The sequence below is a fragment of the Verrucomicrobiota bacterium genome, assembly GCA_038744685.1.
Classification (GTDB): Bacteria; Verrucomicrobiota; Verrucomicrobiia; order Opitutales; family Puniceicoccaceae; genus Puniceicoccus.
Map to the genome: position 1 here is coordinate 46,655 of JBCDMB010000012.1, position 15,852 is coordinate 62,506.

Sequence of the window (15,852 nt, forward strand, 5' to 3'; positions counted from 1 at the left end):
GCAATCAGACTTCGCTTTGCTCGAGTTTTTGGTTCTTTTGGGTTCATTTGAAGCCAATGTGGAGGTGGTAGGCGCGTGGGTCGAACAGTAGCCCCGACATCGTCTGGGGAAAAGGAAAATCCCGGAGTCGCCTCGTTCTCCTGGTTGCAGCCTACGGAGCAGGCCGGAAACAGAAGCAGGAGCTCTTGACCGCCATCTAGCCCGCCGAAGTTTCTACGAAGATGGAAACTCGAAGAGCAACGGCTGTTGCTCAGTGCCGCAATGCGGCCATCGTGAAGCGATGGACTTAGCGTTAAGCGTGGCAAACGGAGGAAGGCATCCGCTTTCCGGGGCCGAGGCTACGAATTTGTTCTGTGCTATTTTGCAAGAGCCACTGCGAAATCTGGATTGAGCGGATTAATATCCACACGCCTCTCGTGAGCAATGACAACTAAATCCATATCTTCCATAGGAATGGCTCCAAGCAAGATCTCGTCACCCATGACAATCGCCCCGACATAGGCACGACGGTTATTAAACCTAGTTTCGATAGGCCCAACGTAAGGAACCATCTGTTTGCTACCGTCGGCAAGTGTGACCTCCTTTTGACCGCCTGCTCTTAGTTCAAGCTGTAGGCAAACATGCTCCGGTATCGCAAGATAGACGGAACCTGTGTCCGCAAGTGCCTCTGCCTCAATAGGTTCTTTTTCTGGTAGACTCGGATTGCGCAACAAAAGCAATCAACAAGATAGTCCCATATCCGAGAAATATCAATCTTATGTCTGTGGGGAAGTACTTTCTTCCGATTGTAAAGGTGTCTCAGGACCGGAACGCGGAGAGTGAGTGGAATTGAGACTACCCTCTGGTTAGCATTATTCCGCAAGGATTAAGAGATCGAGAAATACCTCAAATGAATCCGCAATGGGATACTCATTCTTGTGAATGCGATCCGCATCAGTGGGAATTCCAATGCTCAGGCAACCAGCTACGTCGTCCTCGTGGTCCCAGAAAATCACCTTACCGTAACGTAGTCCCATTCTTCCTAAGCAGAATTGGTTGCCAAAAGAATCGAATCCCACGGGAACAAGATCTGGGGAAACTCTACCCTCGTAGATCTCCCTTGCTTCAAATATCTCAGGTATTGTGTAAAGCTGTAGCCCATAAAGATCGCCGCCTGGGATCTTTTGTATTCTCATTGGATCCACCAAGCACTCTGGTTCGTATGCACCGTCGTGTTCTTCTATAAATAACCGAAACTCTCGAGGAATTCCCTCCGGAAAAACCTGGTTAAGTCTCTCTATGTCCTGCGCTGATGGTGGACCACTTAATTCGTGGAATTCAATCATTGTCAACGTGGAGACCAGAGAATAACCCCGCAAGGCTCGGTCGTTCGGTTGATTCTAGATTTGGCGGAACGGTTCACTGGTTGTCTGTGTCGTCTTGATATCATACTTTGGAAGTAGGTAAACGATACCAACGCCTATAGGTCCGGCAAAAGAGAGGAGAAACCATGATGTGTGTCGCCCTCTATCTCTGATAACCCGCCAAAAACCTGTGTAATAGCATATAAGTCCGAGTATCCAGGTTGCATTTACTATAACCTTTAAAACCTCTGGGTGTCTCTCGGATTCAAAGAACTGCCTCCCAAGGACTATTCCGCCCAAAAGAGCTAACCCCACAAATAGAAGGAAATTTGAGGGGAGTCCGTCGTCTCTGACAGTTTTCATTCCTTCTAATCACTTCAAGGCTAGGCGACCCGGCCCGAGGAGTCCAGCGTTCTGTCGATTGTCGATTTCACAGGCGATTACACCGGAGTGCCTACGCCGTTTGTTCTCGTTATCTTTGCTCAACCGGAAGAGGCGGTGTTCCACCACGTATTGAATGTTGCAAATCTATACTCTTCCCTGTCCGACTAGTTCCAAGTTCGACTCGACCACCGAGATCGACTGAAACTCCTTGGGGGCCGAACAATCTGGTTTGTATTCCAGGTTCGAGTGATATTTCCAATCGAGATTTTTCTCTTATTGCAGATGCGTGAGTCTTTATAGCATCTGAAAGCAGCAGGGCTGCGACGACAATTCCTACTGACAGGATGATCAAGGGGATAAGTGTATTTTTCATATTCATTAGAGAATGCGGTGCAGAGACCCACAGGAATTTGACTATAGCCCCGACATCATCGGAGTGGAAGGATAATCCCGGACTCGCCTCTTGCTCCTCGTTGCGAATACGGCCATAGCGAAGCGATGGACGAAACGTTCATTGGACGCACTCGATCCATCGCGTCGTCTTCCCCCGATCTGTTATATCTCTGTTTCACCCAGTTCCCGAGGCGTCGGGAAATGTTTCGGTATCGTCAATGTTCTGCAGGCCCCAATTGGCAATGTTTTGCACGATCGGCCGGAGAGACTCCCCACGTTCGGTAAGGAGGTAATTAAATCTTCGTTTATCGTCTATGTCGGGCTCTCTCTTCACCATGCCCAACTCAGTGAGCCGGCGTAATCGGTGACTCAGAATGTTCCGGGCGATTCGCTCTGGCGCATTTCTAAGTTCGTCGAATTGCGTGGCCCCGTGAAGAAGATCACGCACGATCAGCAGGGTCCACTTATCTCCCAAAATATCCAAAGTGCACGCGACAGGGCACCCCGATCTACGATTTTTGTTCAAACTCATGCTTTTAGGTTGCAAATTTAAACTGAAATACGAATATAGGTTGCATTATGCAACTTTAATCGATGAGTGATCCAATCCAGATATTTGAAGCAGGTTCTCTCAAAGGCTGGAGAGACTTTCACTTCTCCATTCCAGGTCTCCCAACAAAGTCGAAGCAATTCCTGAAGAGTGAACTTGGACTCACCAGCATGGAGGTCTCACTGAATGCCCTTCGAGTCGGCGAAGATATGCCCTTCGTTCATAAGCACAGAGAGAATGAAGAACTGTATTTGTTCTTATCGGGCTCTGGAGAATTCCAAGCAAACGGAGAGGTCTATCCCGTGAAAGACGGTACTTGCGTCAAGTGTTCGCCAGACGTTCGCAGGACTTTTCGAAACACTGGGGAAGCAGAGATGCTCTTCATCGTCATCCAAGCAAAAGACAATTCGTTGCTTGATCACTTCACGATCCAAGATGGAGAGCTGGTTGATGAACTTCCCAAATGGTCCGCTTCCAACGATTCTTCGACATAATACGGCGCTGAGGCGCACAGGGGTTGGACTGTAGCCCCGACAATGTCGGGGCGGCAAGGGCAATCCCTGAGTTGCCTCATGCTCCTGGTTGCGGCCTGCGGAGCGGTCCGGAAGCTGGGCATGAGCTCTTGACTGCCATCTGGTCCGCCGAAGTCTCTACGGAGGTGGAAGTTCGAAGAGCAACGGCTGTTGCTCAGCGCCCCATTACGGTCATCGCGAAGCGATGGACGCAACGTAGAGAGGAGGCGCGCCTATGGCGTTGCCTCCCTCGCCTTGTTCGGATTTGGTTTGTTAACTTCAATTTCAATCACCTTGGCTCGTTCATCATCGAATTTGATTCTATAGGACCAACCATTACTTGAGCTAGAGGATTTGCCAAGAATTGGCTGATCAAATACCTGGGGATAGTCCCTATTCAGTTCTTCGAATGTGTCTCCAACCTCAACTCTTTCAATAACTGCATAGAGTGCTTCTTGTCCGATTGCTCCCTCGGCAATCACATGTGTAGTGTATGGAAAGTAAGCTATCCCGATTGGTAGTAGAACAAAACGAACAAGGGGAAAGAAAAGAATTGGTGACAACCAAGCTACGAGTGTGGGAACAAAATTCTTTACTTGGAGTAGCCAAAAAACGCTTCCGGCAATCGCGCCTATCAAAACGGGCCACCATATCAGAAAGATTATTCCGAATTCAAACAAGGCTGCGACCAGAAGGAACGAAATCGTAGTCGCTAGAGTCCAGTAGATCACAGAGACCCAAAATTTTGTTTCTTTTCCTTTTCCTATTTTTAGCGCTAGCGGTAAGCCGACAACCAGCCAGCCGAGAAAAGTGAATATGAGGGGCCAGAACAGAAAAAACTCGAAGTCGGTTATGTAGCCGAATCCGGTGGTGCGGAATTGCATCCACGATAGGAACCCGATGAATGGGAGGAGCCAGCCAATGAAGACGGCAAAAAAGCTATGTCCGGCTCGTTTCATTCTTTATGCGAATGCTACGCTGAGGCGCGTTGGGATTGAACCGTAATGAGCTCACTCATGGAGGTTCAAGCCCGGAGTCGCCTCATGCTCCTGGTCGCGGCCTGCGGAGCGGGCCGGAAGCTGGAGCAGGAGCTCTTGACCGCCATCTAGTCCGCCGAAGTTTCTACGAAGGAGGAAGCTCGAAGAGCGACCGTTGTTGCTCAGCGCCGCATCGCGGCCATCGCGAAGCGATGGACGCAACGTAGAAGTGTGAAGACGGCGGCGCTGGCCGGCGTTGATCACTCCTACAATTTAAATCTATTCTTTTGAATTGTATTCGTCGAGTGCTTTTAATGCAGTCTCATTACCTTCGTTAGCAGCTTTGATTAAACCCTGTGAAGCTCCCCGCCAAAGTGCTCTAGATTTATCGTCTGATATAACGGCAGCTAAAAAATCAATCGCTTCCTGATTTCCTTGTTCTGCAGGATATTGCAGCGCAAAGACTGTAGATGAAAGAAGGAGTCCATATCGTTTGTGATTGAGTAGGACTTCCAAGCACTTTCGAGACCCCATACCAGCGCCAATACCAAAAGCGTTGGCTGTAAAACTCCTTATTCTAGATTCGCCTGTAGCACTAATCAGTACTTCTACAGCCTGATCATTACCTTCCCCCGCAGCTTCACCTAAAGGTGTGAAAAATGATCGCATTATTTCAAGATTCTCAAGAACGCGATCACGCTCTTCGTCGTAATCGATACCTTCATAGAGTATTTCTCGATAATCAGAGACTATTTGTAAAACAAGCGGATTTCCCTCTAATGCTAGTTTCAAGAGCTTTCTGAAATGCTGCTTACTCGGTCTCTTTACATCTCTGAGCTTCTGAACTTCAATCGTATTGAATTTAAGCTCTTTCAGAAAGTCCTGATCTTGCTTGGAAAGCGTGGAAATCGGAATTTCGAATATTTGAAAATCCGATTCTCTCCTTATTTTTACTGTTTCGTCATTCTGGGAAAGGTATTCCGCCTCTAGTTTTTGACCTTCCGCGTTCGTCCATTCTCGTGCATCGAGGCAGAGCGAAAGAAGGGCTGGAAGGAGCCAGATAGTTGTTCGTGATCTCATTTTTACTAACGTCGAGGCTAGGCGACTCGGCCTTAGACATCCAAACTTCTGTGGATTGTCAATTTCACGGGCGAGTTCATCGGGTTGCCTACGCTGGTTGGATATGGGCCTGGTTACTAAGGATCAGTCACGATATTCTGTACAGGGCCGTTGCCTTCATTGCAATCTGTTTCTCACCACGGAGAACACGGAAAACGCAGATCCAATAGTTCATTTTTCTCTTCGTTCTCCCTTCCGTGCTTTCTGAGCGATCCGTTGTTCAGATTCTTTTCTTTCCCATACGTCAAAGGTCATACGACGAAGGAAAGCGGAGCTTCCGATAGTTATGTGCACTGGCTTGTTGTGTGTTAGTAGTAGTGAAGCGTCCCATTAGGATTAGGTTCATTAAGACTTAATGGAGTTATGCCGCAGGGCAAATGTCCATTCTGATATACTTCTAATAGTCTGTCATGAAATCGAGGGATGCGAAACTGTGAAAATGCTATCTCTTGTAGAGCAGTGACTATATCCCATCCAATCGCTTCGATCAGCTTGCTTCCCAGGTTCAAATCCGAAATTCTTCCTTCGACCTTGGGAGCAATATGGACGTCAAAAAAACCTCTGAGGGCGCGAGCGGAGTTATTCCATTCCGTATAGTTTTGAGAATGTCTGGACGACAGGAAGCCGGTAACTTCGTTACGCATTTCAAGGCGGAAATCTGTCCAATCATCTGACATTGCCATGCTTATGGCTTCATCTCGGTCTTGAACATTTATGGCGTCTTTGATGCTGTCCTTCTGACCAATTCGGTTGAGCCAATCAATTCCAGCAATCCTTTCCAATTCTTCTTCAGGAAAGGGCTTTAGATAATACAGTGGTCTTGGATAGGTAAGCATTATTTTTACCCAACGCCGAGATGTCTCAAGACTGAAGCGCGGAGCGCGTAATGAAGTTTATACGACTGCCTAGTTCTACTTCTCACTTGTCCATCCGTCTGATTTTTGGATAGCGGTAAAAAGCATTTCGATAGCTTCAGTCTCCGAGTACGCTCTACCCGAAACACGAGCTTCACTCCATGGTTGTGATTCTCTAGGCATCAAGTAATCGATACGGTATTCATTTGGAGTCGTTCCAAAGACCGAGACATACCACGGAGACTCATATGTGTCTTCTTCTAAAAAATAGAGTTTAGCGTGAGATGTAAGGCCAAACGCAACCGTTTCATTTCTACTCTTTTTTAAGTTTCGGAGTAGGCTAAGCATTGCCTCTCCCATCTTCTTGGAAGCTTCACTTTCTGATCTGGCAAATTCTGTGTAGAATTCTTCGAGACTCTGACGTTTTTGGTCTTTGCAGCGAGATAGATTCATTTCTTTCATAGATTGCGCCGTTGAAACGCGCAACACTTGGACTATAGCCCCGACATGACCGGGGTGGAAGGAAAATCGCGGAGCCGTCTTTTGGTCTTATCAATCCCTTTTTGTCTACTCACGGTTGACTCGACTAGACTCGGACGAAGGGTGTGGCGCCCTCCTACTCTTTCCCAGCCTCTTCACGAACCGGCAGCAAGGTCGCTTCGCTCATTCCGTGAATTATTTTTTTATCTGCTGGGCAGACGGTGGCTAGGATGCCTTCGAGCTCGTAGCTGTCGCTTCCCAAGCGGAAGTAGAACGGGCAAAGGCGGACCCTTCCTTCCATGATTTTGGGTTCGCCGTCAGGTCCGTAAACCGGATGCCGAATTCTCTTTGGCTTGTGAAAACGCTGAAGCACGTAGAGGTTCTCATCGGCTTCTCTCATCGCCTGGCGGAGAGCCGCCGTCCAGTTCTCCCGGGACACGTCGCTCCCGAGAACCACACTTCTCGCACCCCAGGCCTTTTCGTTGAAACCACTCATTTTGAGGATCAAATTGCGCTCTTTTTGCGATCCTTCTCCCAGTTCATCCCAAGAGGATATTGGCAACTGGCCGACCGTCGGCGCGTGAAGGAAAGCGTTTGCCGAAACGGGAGCCGAATCGACAATCCAAGTATCCGGGACGATTCGAAACAGAATGCGGCGGCTCTTCTTCCCCAGGTTTTCCTCCCAAAATGCCTTTAGCTTTGGATGGTGAAGCAAGCCGAGGCTCAGCTTCTCTTCCTGATAGTGCTTTACAGGAGGAGTCACCCGCAACGAACCATTCTCAACGGCCTTCACCAGATCGTCCGCCCACGCAAAGCCCGCCAGGTCAAACAGCTCCCAGAAGCGATACATGACATCAATCTTCTGCGGATTTCCATCAATGGAGGCGCAAATCGATTCCCCCAGAACCATGATTTCCTCCGGATGGAAAACAAAGACCCTCCGTCCTTTCCGCTGAAGCTGCGAAGCAATCCACTCCATCTCCGGTCGGTAGGTCTCTGCTTCGTCACTCACCACCAAGGCGACGAAGGGATTCTCATACAGGTCGGAGCCATCCGTGATCGCACGGAAAAAGGCCTCCGGAATCTCTTCTTCGGACTCAACCACCGGGCCATCCCCGCGGTAGAGTTCATTCAAAAAGCCGGTCAAACCAATCCCGCCCGGAACTGAATCAATCTCGGTGAGACAAAAGCCCTCGTCGGTGAGCAGAAGATCCGGCCTGATGATCGCCGGAAGATCGTTCTTGACGGTTTCGACTCTTCCATGCTCGACGAGTGGGCCCGGTTTTCCCCGGTCAAGGTATTCGGCTACCCATCCTGCTTCCAACTCTCCGTTCCTTAGAATGCGACTGCCGCTCGAAGAACGTCGATACAACCTTTCGAGCGCCAACTGAAACTCTGCGAGCGCCGGACCGATTTCGCGGATCGAAGCCAACTGCTGCGGACTCAAGGGGAACGCGTCCGGAGAAGTGATCCAGGTCTTGTCTGCGAAAAGCGTTGTCCCGGCAAAAGCCTTCTGGAGGTCGTCCTTCTTCACACGTCCGAGTCATTCCCCGCTGCTGCGTTGCGGCCAACCGGGCCGCCCGCTCTGAGCCAGGCATGAACAAATGGATCCAGTTCTCCATCCATAACGCCCTGAATATTGGATGTCTCCTCGCCTGTCCGAAGATCCTTGACCATCTGATAGGGCTGGAAAACGTAGTTCCGAATCTGATTCCCCCAGGCAATTTCACCCTTCTCCCCATAAAATTTCTCCATCTCCGAACGCTTCTCGTCCTCCATCTGTTCGTAGATGCGCGACTTCAGCATCTTCATCGCAGTCGCCTTGTTCTTGTGCTGGGAGCGATCACTTTGACAAGCGGCCACCAGGCCGGTCGGCAGGTGTGTCAGACGGACCGCCGAGTCGGTCTTATTCACGTGCTGCCCACCCTTCCCACTGGACCGGTAGGTATCAATCCGTAAATCCTCATCGCGAATCTCCAGCTCGATGTCGTCATCCACTTCCGCAATCACATCCACCGAGCAGAAGGAGGTGTGCCGTCTCTTATTGGAATCAAACGGGCTGATCCGCACCAAGCGATGAACCCCCCGCTCCGCTTTGGAGAACCCATAAGCATTATCCCCCGAGATTCGTAGAGTGGCCCTCGATATTCCCGCTTCTTCCCCCGGTTGAATATCCTGCACCTCGACCTCAAATCCCGAGCGTTCACTCCACCGAGTGTACATCCGCAAAAGCATATCCGCCCAATCACAGGACTCGGTCCCTCCAGCACCCGCATGGATGCTGAGGATCGCATCCTTCGCGTCATGCGGACCACTCAGGAAAGACTGCAGCTCCAACCGATCGATTTTTTTCTGGAGAGCGCCTGCCAACTGTTCGGTCTCCGCAGCAGCCGTCATAGCATCTTCGCCCTCTTCTTCATCGGCCAGCTCTGCCATGGTTTTGACGTCCTCCACTTCGGACTGGAGACCCTCCATCCCCTCCACAAGGCGCTTCATCCGACTGACCTCGCCCGTGAGTCTCTGGGCTTCTTCGTTGTTATCCCAAAACCCGGGCTCCGACATCTTTTGCTCCGATGCCGCTATCTCCTTCTTCTTTTGATCGACGTCAAAGATACCTCCAGAGGTAACCGGCACGCTTGTGCAGTTCATCAATCTGGGAAAGAAGCTCGGGCGTAATCATAGTGAAAATTCTAGGCACCCTCTGATCAGGAAACCGTCCTGATTGAGAAACAGGTCACTAGAATCGTCAACCGGTTTCGCAATCGAAGGGAAACCCGCGAACTGCGGAGGGACCTACGAAGCGAACCCTCCCTTGAGATAAACCACTGGGAATCTTCTAGTCGTCGAATTGATCGCACCGGCCAGCAAGCGGCTCGTTACACCATTCTCACAAACCAGACAAACCGTCCGGTCCTCCGGGAGAATCGTTGGATCTTCCAATATATCGTCGGTCCGAATGCTCTCGGCACTACTGAGAATTCCTGAAGGGGCCGGAACTCCTTCCCTTAAGTTCACCAGGAGGAATGGTTTGTTCATGGAGCAAGCCCTTTCAATTCTCTCCAGGGTCCAGTCGGCTTCTTCACTTTCCCCCTCTTCGTTCCCGAATCTCTCCGGTGACTTTGCCCCCGGGATCCTGAACTGCACGGATTCATTGGTCACTGCATGGACGGAAGTCACGACTCCCGGTGCGACCGTTCCCGATCCGGTGATTACATTCACCGCTTCACGAGCTTGCCAGTTTCCCGCTAGAGAGGAGGTTGTTCCCATCATACCAGTCACCTCGCAATTTGAGGATCCATCAGCGGCGGCGAAAAGATCACGAAACCGTGCCCCATATTCCGCCCAAAAAAGAGCCATCTGAAAGCTGTCTCCATGGAGACCAGCAAAAATCCACGGACGGCCGACTTCGGCGCATACCTGATCGATGCAGACTCTGGTTTGAAAATTATCGGTAGCGTCAATCACAAGATCATGGCTCTCGGCGATAGACGTTCCATTCTCAACCCCGAAGGCCTCGACCCGCGCTGAGACCTCGATGAAGGGATTCTGCCGACGGATGCGGCCCACCGCAGTCACCGCCTTACTTCGACCGGCATCTTCGAGGGAATACAACCACTGGCGGGCAATGTTCGTAGGTTCAATTGAATCGGGATCCATCACAGTGAGGTGGCCGACACCTGCTCCTGCCAAAGCCTGCAAAACCGGGCAGCCGAGCCCACCTGCACCGACCACCAAAACCCGTGAACACTTCAGCTTCAACTGCCCCTCCAAACCGATACGCGGCAAACCGATCTGGCGGGAGTAAAAAGACCGCTCTTCGCTGGAAAGTGACTCTCCGGAGAAACGATCAAAAACAGCTCTCAAGTACGACACAGGCAGACGATACAAAGGGTTTCCAACACCCTCAAAACAAAAAAGGCGGGGCCGAAAACTCGACCCCGCCCACCAAACAACTACCTTAGGGCACTTCGATTAACCTCCTTTGGCTCGTGATTGCGGCACCGCCGGAATCCGGGTGAGGCTGCGGAGAGGTTTGCGGGCCAGAGGCCCTCGGACCTCTCCGCCAACGCTGCCCGGAACCGGTGCTGCCGCAACCCCTTCCCTTCGGTAGGCTCAGGGCCTTGAGTCTTGTCGAAAGGCGGGGCGAGACACTTTTGGTTTTGAGCCGCGTTGCGGCTTCGCAGACGGGCTTCTAGCACGCCAAGCGAAGCCGTCGCCTTGCTCAAAACCAAAATTGCTCTCGTCACGTCCAAAGGAGGTTAATCGAAGTGCCCTTTATTTGAACAAACCTAGTAGATGAAATTGATTTCGATGGTGAACATCGTCTTGTCGAGCGCGCCCGCCAGGCCGCCTACGTTTCCACCGACTCCGCCGGTTCCAACCCCACCGTCAGTGGAGTAGTCTCCAAACTTCGTGACCACTGAGAAATACTCGGCGAACTTGTAGGCAGCAACGAAGTCGATCTCGGTTCCCCCATTTTGCCCGGGAGCACTCTTCGACTCCGGATCGAACCAGTGGTAGATTACCTTGGTCATGATTCCGTTACCCACCGGGATTTTGTAACCCGCGTAGATGTAGTAGTCCTCCAGACCATCGGTGAATCCATTGAGAGGAATCAGGGCATCGGCAAACCCGTTGAACTTGTGAACCGTTGCATAAGGCGTTCTGAACCCGGGCTCAAGAATCTCAAAGCCAGCACCAAGAGTCACTCCGAACACATTGGTCGACAGATCGCCCGCGTAGTAAAAGCCGTCGTAATCCAGTGGTGAAGGATCAATCGCTTCCTGCCAGGCGATACTGGCAGCATACTTGAACTTTTGTTCCGAAACCGAGAATCCTCCGACAACCCGGGATCCAATGGTTTGGTTGGAAGAGCCCGCATTTCCGGTGTCTTCACCTTCGATATTGTAATAGAACGCCGTAAGCGTTGCCTTCTCTGGAAAACCGTAGGCGAAGTTGAAACCGAACGAATCAATATCGTTCTCCTCCGCAGTCACGGTATTCTGCTGGCCAAAGTAGAAAGCTTTCGCCGAAAGGTTTTCAATTCCGGTAAAGTCACCGGTTCCACCGTCAAAAGTCTGATCGTTCATCCTCCACCCGACGGATCCGATGAAGCGCTGGTCATCAAGATTGTATACCTGACGTCCCACCTTTGCTTTCCCGTAGTCTGGATTTGCATACTGGATCCAGAGTTGGTTGAGCTCCGTGCCCTCACCGGCTTCATCGAGCGGTTGGATGTCTCCTTCCACCGAAGTAAGAGTCTCCCCTTCTGCCATGGCTGTGAACCCATAGAAGTTGGGTGTGGTGTAGCCGTATCGGATGCGGAAAGCCGTTCCATCCCGGTCGGCGGGACTCCCGTCCGGAAGATTGCCGGATGGCGTGTCTAAATCGAAGACTTCGTTCCGCAAACGGATATTGATGTTGAACTTCCCAGGGACGGTTTCTTCGAGCTTGTTGAATCCTTGAGTCAGCAAAGATTCTTTTGGCTCGGGTGCGTCTTGGGCGAGGAGAGAGACCGCACCAGATATGGCTAGGAACGGAATGGATGCGATTAGTTTTCGATTTTTCATTTATTGTGTTTGTTTTGGAAGAGTGCGCTCACGCGCGTGCTTTTATGCATCACTTTGGATGCCAAAATTATTAATACGAAACCTTTATACATTAATATTATTCATGTTTTGGCTGAAAGAATTTCGTCTGTGATTTTGATCGGCAAATTACTCCACGTTAGTAAACGTCCCGCTGATAGTGCTTCTCCGATTTCAGCTTCTTCACGTAACCGGAAGCCTCGTCTTCGGACATCTTTCCGTGTTCGGCAATGATCTCGTGGAGAGCGAGATCCACGTCCTTTGCCATTCTCGATGCGTCTCCGCAAACGAAGAAAGAAGCTCCTCCTTCGAGCCACGCAAACAACTCAGCTCCCTGCTCCCGCATACGATCCTGAACGTAGATCTTCTCCTTTTGGTCGCGGGAAAAAGCGGTGTCCAATCGCTGGAGCTTTCCGTCTTTGAACCATTGCTCTAAGGTGTCTCGATAGAGGAAATCGGTCGCACACTTCTGATCTCCAAAAAACAGCCAGTTTCGGCCCGAAGCCTCCTTTGCGATCCGATCTTCCATGAAGGCTCTAAAGGGGGCGATACCCGTTCCCGGACCAATCATGATCGCATCCTGAGAAAGGTCCTCGGGAGGACGGAAATTCTTATTCGCGTGCGTGTAGACCATCACTTCAGAACCCTCCGGAGCGAGGGATAAGAAATCAGAGCACACTCCAAATCTTGTCCGCCCCTCCTTCTCATAAAACACCCGTGCAACAGTGACGTGAACCTCACTAGGATGGGCTTCCGGACTGGATGAGATGGAATACAAACGGTGATTCAGCTTCTTTAAGATCGAGACCAAAGCCTCTCCGTTTGCGAACTGAACCGGGTAGTCGGTAACGAGATCGAGCAAGTCACGGCCCCAGCAATACTCATCAAAAGCCTTCTTGTTCTCAATGAGTGTGAGAAGGGATTCGCTTCCATTACTGGCAGCCACAGCTTCTGCCAATTTTTTGGTTACATTGGTGATCTCAAAATCAGAACGAAGAGCCTCTTCGAGCGACTTGCTGGCACCATCCGCACCCATCACTTCCCCTTTTGGATCGAGCTCCAGACGTGCAATCAGATCATTCACGAGCTTTTCATTGTTGAGAGGAATCACCGCAAGTGCATCCCCGACCTCGTATTCAAGCCCCGAACCCTCCAACGAGAGGGATACGTGCCGGGTTTCCTTGGCTGAACCTTCTTTATTCAAGTTTAGATTCTGAAGGACTTTGGCTGGAAATGGGTTCTTCTTTCCATAGGCTTCGGCGACTTCAGTCTCGGCGGAAACCTCTGGTGCAACGACCGTTTCTGTTGGAGCGGAACTCGCCAAAGCAGATCCCAGTGATTGGATCCAACCTTCAAAAGGTTCCTCAAACTCAACGTCAGCGTCGACCCGATCAACAAGCCTTTTCGCCCCCAGAGTCTCGAGGCGCCCGTCGAAGTCCTTCGCACATTTACAAAACTCCGGGTAGCTGGTATCCCCGAGACCGAAGACAGCAAAAGAGGTTTTCTCGAGGCGCGGCGCACCTTCGTCCATGAGAAAGGAATGTAACCCCGCTGCATTATCCGGTGGTTCGCCATCACCATAGGTGCTGGATACCAAAACAAGGTTTTCTTCCTCGGTAATTTTGTCCGTTGAATAGGCGTCCATGTCGACAACTGTCGCTTCAACACCGGAGGACTTCAGTTGTTTGGCTGCTTGACCGGCAAGTGCTTCCGCATTGCCCGTTTGAGATCCAAAAAGGATCGTTGCTTTGACGGCGGGAGTTTCCTCCACCGCTTCCCCCGGACGTTCTGAGAACATACCTGCCAGAAAACCGTTGAGCCAGGCACGCTGGTCCGCGGAAAACGGCGCATTATCCGGAACGAAGGGGATATATGAGTTAGACTGTGGCATGATTGAAAAATAGTGTTTTCAGGGCTTCGATGTCGTGACGCCGGACGAACTCGAGGAAACTCTCACCTCTCTCGCGACCGGCCATGTATCGCTCCAACATATACTCGATGACATCCGGCAACTCGTCCCCAGGTATTCCGTTGTGAAGTTCCCGGGCAATACCCTGTTCGTTATCCACTCCACCTCCGATGACCATATTGTATCCTTCAACGGATTCACCGTCCCGCTTCACCGGCGTAGCGACGAGGCCGATATCACCAATGTAATGTTGAGCACAAGAGTTAGGGCATCCGGTCAGGTGAATGTTGATCGGTTGGTCCAATGAAATCTCACCGGAAAGTCTTTCGCTTATCTTCATGGCATGGCCCTTGGTGTCTGCCGAGGAAAACCTACAGCCCCGATTTCCCGTGCAGGCTACCAAGCCTCCTGTAACAAAGTTAGCCGTATATTCCAGCTGGAGCGCCTTAATCTCCCCCTTCACCGTTTCCAAATCGGCATCGGAGATGTGGGGCAGAATAACGTTCTGCCATACGGTCAGTCGAATATCTCCCGTCCCGTAGCGTCGTGAGATTTTCGCGAGTCCTCTCATTTGCTCTGGAGTCAGGAAACCAACTGGAACGACCACGCCGATGTAGTTCAGACCTTTTTGCTTTTGAGGGTGCACTCCCAGGTAACCGTGACGGACAATTTCGAATCTCGGCTCACACTCGTCGAACGGTAAGCAGCCCATCGTGAAGGCGAGTTTCTTCTGCGTCTCCTCGAGAAACTTTTCGACACCCCAATCATCAATTAAATACTTCAGACGCGCCTTTTTACGGTTCGTGCGACAACCGTGCTCTACAAAAACTCGAACCATTGCCGCAGCGACAGGAACACACTCATCGGGCCTGAGCAGCAAACCGCAGTCGCTGGCAAACTGCCTGTGCCCTGTGATTCCACACAGCTGAACTCGGAAATATACCCCGGGATCGACACCGTGCCCCTCTCCGACCCGAACCGCGAGAAAGCCAATATCGTTTGTATCCGCGCAGACACTAATCGAACCTCCACCGTCAAAAGAAATGTTAAACTTCCGCGGAAGATCATACATTTCCCGGGTGTTCAGGATATACGTATGCATGTTTCTCGCGAGGGGGAGGACATCGTACACTTCGTTTGGATCGAAACCGGCAGTCGGCGAAGCGGTAACGTTACGAAGATTGTCTGCTCCAGAGCCTTTCGAGGTGAGTCCGAGGTCAGCCAAGTGAAGTAAAACCTTCATTGAATCCTTCGGCATGATCTCACGGATTTGAAAGTTACCCCGGGTCGTCACATGAGCATATTGACCTCCCCATTTTTCCGCGATCTCCGCAAGGCCTTCCATCTGGTGAGCCAGTAAGGCGCAGCCCGCAATTCGGCAGCGAAGCATCAGGGAGTCCTGTGCCGGCTTCACGTAGAAGAGGCCGTGAAACTTCCAGCGAAAGACATCGCCACCCTCGGGAAACTTGTCCTGTTCGGCGTGCTCCCAGATTTTGTCGAAAACATCCAGACCATGTTCCTCGTGCTTGATCTTCTCCTCCTTGCAAAGGTCTTCGATGGGAACTCCATAGACCTCCTCGAGCTTGTTCCCGGTTACGGACTCTCCAGCATTATTCGTGATCCGACCGTCTGCGGTTTCTCCGAGAAAAGAACTGCCCGCCCTCTGAGCGACTCCGGAAAAGAATCCCTCAAGATAGTTTTTCTGCTCACGGGAAAAACCGGTCTGATTCGGAATATTCATAC

The 15,852-nt window shown here is 51.0% G+C and carries 16 protein-coding genes; 1 reads left to right on the forward strand and 15 read right to left on the reverse strand.

The features are described 5' to 3' along the window. Positions 1 to 356 precede the first annotated feature (356 nt). From AAGJ81_08875 to AAGJ81_08890, 4 genes are all read right to left on the reverse strand, one after another. Positions 357 to 710 (reverse strand): clan AA aspartic protease, encoded by a 354-nt coding sequence (locus tag AAGJ81_08875; protein ID MEM0966245.1) that lies wholly within the window; start codon positions 708 to 710, stop codon positions 357 to 359. Between the two features lie 141 nt (positions 711 to 851). Beyond that, positions 852 to 1,325: an SMI1/KNR4 family protein gene (locus tag AAGJ81_08880; protein MEM0966246.1), complete on the reverse strand. Its 474-nt coding sequence runs from the start codon at positions 1,323 to 1,325 to the stop codon at positions 852 to 854. 54 nt (positions 1,326 to 1,379) lie between these two features. Next, positions 1,380 to 1,706, reverse strand: coding sequence for a hypothetical protein (locus tag AAGJ81_08885; protein MEM0966247.1), 327 nt, complete (start codon positions 1,704 to 1,706; stop codon positions 1,380 to 1,382). Positions 1,707 to 2,295: 589 nt separating this feature from the next. Further along, positions 2,296 to 2,652, reverse strand: coding sequence for a helix-turn-helix domain-containing protein (locus tag AAGJ81_08890; protein ID MEM0966248.1), 357 nt, complete (start codon positions 2,650 to 2,652; stop codon positions 2,296 to 2,298). 62 nt (positions 2,653 to 2,714) lie between these two features. On the opposite strand from AAGJ81_08890, the gene AAGJ81_08895 reads away from it, so the two are divergent. After that, positions 2,715 to 3,164, forward strand: a complete 450-nt coding sequence (locus tag AAGJ81_08895; GenBank protein ID MEM0966249.1) for a cupin domain-containing protein — start codon at positions 2,715 to 2,717, stop codon at positions 3,162 to 3,164. Between the two features lie 251 nt (positions 3,165 to 3,415). On the opposite strand, the gene AAGJ81_08900 is transcribed toward AAGJ81_08895, so the two are convergent. The 11 genes from AAGJ81_08900 to AAGJ81_08950 all read right to left on the reverse strand — a co-directional run bounded on the left by AAGJ81_08900 (position 3,416) and on the right by AAGJ81_08950 (position 15,850). Beyond that, positions 3,416 to 4,141: a hypothetical protein gene (locus AAGJ81_08900; protein MEM0966250.1), complete on the reverse strand. Its 726-nt coding sequence runs from the start codon at positions 4,139 to 4,141 to the stop codon at positions 3,416 to 3,418. A gap of 51 nt (positions 4,142 to 4,192) precedes the next feature. Beyond that, positions 4,193 to 4,423: a hypothetical protein gene (locus AAGJ81_08905; protein MEM0966251.1), complete on the reverse strand. Its 231-nt coding sequence runs from the start codon at positions 4,421 to 4,423 to the stop codon at positions 4,193 to 4,195. A 15-nt stretch (positions 4,424 to 4,438) separates the two neighbouring features. After that, complete coding sequence (locus AAGJ81_08910) at positions 4,439 to 5,239, reverse strand: hypothetical protein (protein MEM0966252.1); 801 nt, start codon at positions 5,237 to 5,239, stop codon at positions 4,439 to 4,441. 347 nt (positions 5,240 to 5,586) lie between these two features. Next, on the reverse strand, positions 5,587 to 6,114 hold the full coding sequence (locus tag AAGJ81_08915) for a hypothetical protein (GenBank protein ID MEM0966253.1): 528 nt from the start codon (positions 6,112 to 6,114) through the stop codon (positions 5,587 to 5,589). Between the two features lie 75 nt (positions 6,115 to 6,189). Beyond that, on the reverse strand, positions 6,190 to 6,585 hold the full coding sequence (locus AAGJ81_08920) for a hypothetical protein (GenBank protein MEM0966254.1): 396 nt from the start codon (positions 6,583 to 6,585) through the stop codon (positions 6,190 to 6,192). Positions 6,586 to 6,748: 163 nt separating this feature from the next. Further along, positions 6,749 to 8,146: a hypothetical protein gene (locus tag AAGJ81_08925; GenBank protein ID MEM0966255.1), complete on the reverse strand. Its 1,398-nt coding sequence runs from the start codon at positions 8,144 to 8,146 to the stop codon at positions 6,749 to 6,751. Next, a protein-coding gene (prfB, locus tag AAGJ81_08930; GenBank protein ID MEM0966256.1) for a peptide chain release factor 2 occupies positions 8,143 to 9,292 on the reverse strand; the annotation gives its coding sequence in 2 pieces (ribosomal slippage) (positions 8,143 to 9,219 and positions 9,221 to 9,292; 1,149 coding nt in all). Before prfB ends, AAGJ81_08925 begins: the two co-directional genes overlap by 4 nt. Before the next feature lie 113 nt (positions 9,293 to 9,405). After that, positions 9,406 to 10,500, reverse strand: a complete 1,095-nt coding sequence (locus AAGJ81_08935) for a HesA/MoeB/ThiF family protein (protein MEM0966257.1) — start codon at positions 10,498 to 10,500, stop codon at positions 9,406 to 9,408. Positions 10,501 to 10,901: 401 nt separating this feature from the next. Next, entirely contained in the window at positions 10,902 to 12,182 is a 1,281-nt protein-coding gene (locus AAGJ81_08940) for an alginate export family protein (protein ID MEM0966258.1), read from the reverse strand. Between the two features lie 157 nt (positions 12,183 to 12,339). Next, entirely contained in the window at positions 12,340 to 14,091 is a 1,752-nt protein-coding gene (locus AAGJ81_08945; GenBank protein MEM0966259.1) for a flavodoxin domain-containing protein, read from the reverse strand. Next, positions 14,078 to 15,850, reverse strand: coding sequence for a NirA family protein (locus tag AAGJ81_08950; protein MEM0966260.1), 1,773 nt, complete (start codon positions 15,848 to 15,850; stop codon positions 14,078 to 14,080). The genes AAGJ81_08945 and AAGJ81_08950 overlap by 14 nt, the downstream gene beginning before the upstream one ends. Between the last annotated feature and the right edge of the window lie 2 nt (positions 15,851 to 15,852).

What these genes read in the sequence shown, in the direction of transcription:
- AAGJ81_08880 (MEM0966246.1), bottom strand. Translation starts at nt 1,325, where the DNA reads ATGATTGAATTCCACGAATTAAGTGGTCCACCATCAGCGCAGGACATA.
- AAGJ81_08885 (MEM0966247.1), bottom strand. Translation starts at nt 1,706, where the DNA reads ATGAAAACTGTCAGAGACGACGGACTCCCCTCAAATTTCCTTCTATTT.
- AAGJ81_08890 (MEM0966248.1), bottom strand. Translation starts at nt 2,652, where the DNA reads ATGAGTTTGAACAAAAATCGTAGATCGGGGTGCCCTGTCGCGTGCACT.
- AAGJ81_08895 (MEM0966249.1), top strand. Translation starts at nt 2,715, where the DNA reads ATGAGTGATCCAATCCAGATATTTGAAGCAGGTTCTCTCAAAGGCTGG.
- AAGJ81_08900 (MEM0966250.1), bottom strand. Translation starts at nt 4,141, where the DNA reads ATGAAACGAGCCGGACATAGCTTTTTTGCCGTCTTCATTGGCTGGCTC.
- AAGJ81_08910 (MEM0966252.1), bottom strand. Translation starts at nt 5,239, where the DNA reads ATGAGATCACGAACAACTATCTGGCTCCTTCCAGCCCTTCTTTCGCTC.
- AAGJ81_08915 (MEM0966253.1), bottom strand. Translation starts at nt 6,114, where the DNA reads ATGCTTACCTATCCAAGACCACTGTATTATCTAAAGCCCTTTCCTGAA.
- AAGJ81_08920 (MEM0966254.1), bottom strand. Translation starts at nt 6,585, where the DNA reads ATGAATCTATCTCGCTGCAAAGACCAAAAACGTCAGAGTCTCGAAGAA.
- AAGJ81_08940 (MEM0966258.1), bottom strand. Translation starts at nt 12,182, where the DNA reads ATGAAAAATCGAAAACTAATCGCATCCATTCCGTTCCTAGCCATATCT.
- AAGJ81_08945 (MEM0966259.1), bottom strand. Translation starts at nt 14,091, where the DNA reads ATGCCACAGTCTAACTCATATATCCCCTTCGTTCCGGATAATGCGCCG.
- AAGJ81_08950 (MEM0966260.1), bottom strand. Translation starts at nt 15,850, where the DNA reads ATGAATATTCCGAATCAGACCGGTTTTTCCCGTGAGCAGAAAAACTAT.